2 protein-coding genes are annotated in these 3,000 nt (G+C 69.5%); one reads left to right on the top strand and one right to left on the bottom strand.

The window, feature by feature from the left end; all coding sequences use genetic code 11:
* Window positions 1–330: 330 nt before the first annotated feature.
* Window positions 331–2,559 (bottom strand): hypothetical protein, encoded by a 2,229-nt coding sequence (locus tag EB084_22770; protein ID NDD31089.1) that lies wholly within the window; start codon window positions 2,557–2,559, stop codon window positions 331–333.
* Window positions 2,560–2,634: 75 nt separating this feature from the next.
* Between EB084_22770 and EB084_22765 the strand changes: the two genes are divergently transcribed.
* The coding region (locus tag EB084_22765; GenBank protein NDD31088.1) for a cAMP/cGMP-dependent 3',5'-cyclic-AMP/GMP phosphodiesterase at window positions 2,635–3,000 on the top strand (366 nt) is incomplete at its 3' end.

The following is a 3,000-nucleotide window of genomic DNA, read 5'->3' as shown; positions in this document are numbered from 1 at the left end:
GCCTTGAGCCGCTGCTGCCCCTCGAGGGTGATCTCGGGCATGATGATGTGGCGGCTGTACCGCAGGATCTCGTCACGAGAAAGGGTCATGGGGGGCTTCGCTCTCAGCAGATGCGCGGCAGCGGCTCGGCCAGGAGAAGGTCGGCAACGCGTCGACCCCCCAGGCGCGTGCGCACGCGCAGACCTCCTCCGTCGACCACGCGGCCGATGCGGCGGGCGTCACGTTCGAGAGATTCGGCGCGGTGCGCGGCAAGGGCCTGCTGCGCTCGATTGCTCCCCGTGACGCGCGTGGTGAACCACGCGCACGCCCAGACGGGCGCGACCCCGCCGCCTACCCTGAGGTCGAGGCCCCTCCGCGAGGCGCAGACAGCGCCGACAGGGCGTAGAGAAGCGCGATGACGCCAAGGAGCGCCGACACCCCCGTCAGGGTCGACAGGTTCTCGAGGCATCCCCCCGCCAGCGCGCCGAGGATGTTCACCCCGAGGTCTTGATGGGGCCGCGCGCTGTCACGGAACGAGCAGGCGAACACGAGGCCCGCGAACAGCACCGGCGCGAACAGCAGCACGAGGGCCGCCACCGTGCGCGCCGCCACGTCGAGATGGAGCAGCGACTCGAGGGGCACCGCGTATTCCACCGCGAGGGCCACGAACAGCCCGACGTACGCCCAGCCCCGCAGCGATGCCGATGTGCGCGCCGCGATGAGGTTGGCGAGCAGCGCCATCACCAGGATCCCCAGAAAGGTGAGAGAGCTGTTGATCCAGGTGGTGCCGAACAGCAGCGCCAGGCGCGCGATGCCTACCGTCTCGACGAGCATGAAGGCCGCGCCGAGAAAGAAGAAGTGCAGCGACAGCCCGCGCGCGCGCACGCCACCCGGACCGAAGAGCGCCAGCACCGCCACCACCAGCATCACCGCGATGGCCTGCAGGTTCTGGGGCGGAAGCGCGCGGGCGCGCAGGTAGGGGAAGGGCCAGTCATCGGTGCTGAGCGCCAGATCCCGGGTGGTCACCTGGGCCACGGCGCGCAGCGGCAGGGTGGGGCTCTTGCCGTCGAGGGGGCGCAGGGCGAGATCGCCCCGCAGCAACGCCGCGCGGATGCGACCCACATCGCCCGCCATGAACAGCACGAGGTCGATGCCCGTGTCGTTCTCATCGAGGCTCGAGCGGGTGACGGGCAACGTGACCATCACGCAGCGCTCCGGCCCGAACACCTTCTCGAGCAGGCGATAGATGCGGGCCGCGAGCCAGGCCTCGCGGTAGAAGTTGTAGGCCACGAAGATGCCGTCCGGCGCGAGGTGATCGCGAACCTGCTCGAACGCCTGCTGGGTGAACAGGTAGTTCTCGAGGCGCACCGCCCCGAACTGCGACAGCAGCGAGAGCGAATCGACCAGCGCGTACACCACGAGATTGTAGCGCTCTGGTGAGCGCCGCAGGAAGGCTCGACCGTCGTCGATCACGCTGCGCACGCGGGGATCGTCGTACGGACGGTCCGGATGCTTCGCCCGTCCGATGTCGCGGATGGCCGCGTCGATCTCCACCGCGTCGATGTGCTGGGCGCCGTGCCCGAGCATGCGGCTCACGTCGTTGCCGCTGCCCGCACCAATGACAAGGCAGCGCTCGAGGTTCAGGGGCCGCCCTGACAGCGCGCCGATGGCGTAGGGCAGCTGATAGAGCATGCCGCGGCCACCGGCCTGGCGCGCCGAGTACGCCATCTGATGAGACGTGCTGTTGGCGAAGATGACCACCGTGCCGTCGTCCATGTCGGAGACCGTGAGGCAGCTGTACGGCGACCAGATGGCCCCTCGCTCGAGCCGCGCCACGCCGGCCACGGTGAGGGCGAGAAGTCCGAGCGTCAGCGCGAGCACCTTCCGCTGATCGCGCAGCACCCACGCCACGCACCCGCCACCGAAGCCGATCCACCAGGCCGGAGAGAGCGAGAGCCACGAGGCGGCCATGAACGTCACGATGCCCACGATGCTGCCGCCCACGTTCCACGTGTAGGCACGCAGCGGAGGCAGGCGCTCGAAGCGCTCGCCCATGGCCTGTCCGAGGCCGCAGAACAGGGTGGTGAGCACGGTGAACGCCCCCCCCAGCACCAGCCAGAGGGGCAGATTGACCCCCGTCTGCACCACGCTCTCGGCGCCGAAGTAGATGTTCTGGGTCGAGCCCGCGGGCTCGAGCACCACGTTCACGCCGAACCCGAGAAGGAAGAGGGTCACCACCGCCACCAGCGGAACCGCGAGCGCGAGCAGCGAGCGTCTCCCGGCGCGCAGCAGGCCCACGCCCATGCCGAGAAAGGCGCCGAGCAGCACGAAGTTCGAGAAGTAGCCCAGCAGGCGCATGTGCGCGGGGAGCCAGCGGATGCACGCCTGCTCGAGAAAGAGCAGACCGCACGAGATTACCGCGAGGTCGATGCAGTCGCGCGTTGACGATGGAGACGTTTGGGGCGGCGCAGTGGTGGGCATGGGGTTCTGTGCGCCACCTGAACCGGGGGGTCCTGCCGCCATTTGGCAGGCAGATGGCCGCCAGACCGGCCAGAGAGAGCCCGCGCCCGCCCGGCGCATTCAATCGGCGGGGGGCGTGACCTCGCGCACACCTCCGCGAGAGGAGACCGCGTCCTCCTCTCGAACCTGCCGGCGATGAGCTCGAGCCTCGACGACGGTGTCCGCGTCCTCCCCCGTGGAGGCGTCATCCTGCCCTCCTCCGTCGGGCAGATCCAGTACGGGGCCGTGCCGGAGACCATCAAGGACACCATCGACACGCCAGAAGGGGTGCCCACAATCTTTGTGGTGCCACGGCGCTTCTTCGCCCTCGATCGCGGCATCTTGCTGGCCGAGCTCGAGTTCCCCGCGTACTGGAACCGCTTCGTGGTCGGTCGACGCACCACGGTGGTGTGCCGCCCCGATCAGCGGCAAGCGCTCGAGGCCGTGCTGAGCGAGGCCTGCTTCGGCCCTGCCCGCATCGACCCGCACGAGATCGCGACGGGCAGCGACGCCTTCCCCGAC

Source organism: Pseudomonadota bacterium, assembly GCA_010028905.1.
Taxonomy (GTDB): domain Bacteria; phylum Vulcanimicrobiota; class Xenobia; order RGZZ01; family RGZZ01; genus RGZZ01.
This window is presented reverse-complemented; position numbering and strand designations above follow the sequence as displayed.

Excerpts from the sequence above, each read along its gene's own strand:
- EB084_22770 (NDD31089.1), bottom strand. The coding sequence starts at position 2,559 with ATGCGCCGGGCGGGCGCGGGCTCTCTCTGGCCGGTCTGGCGGCCATCT.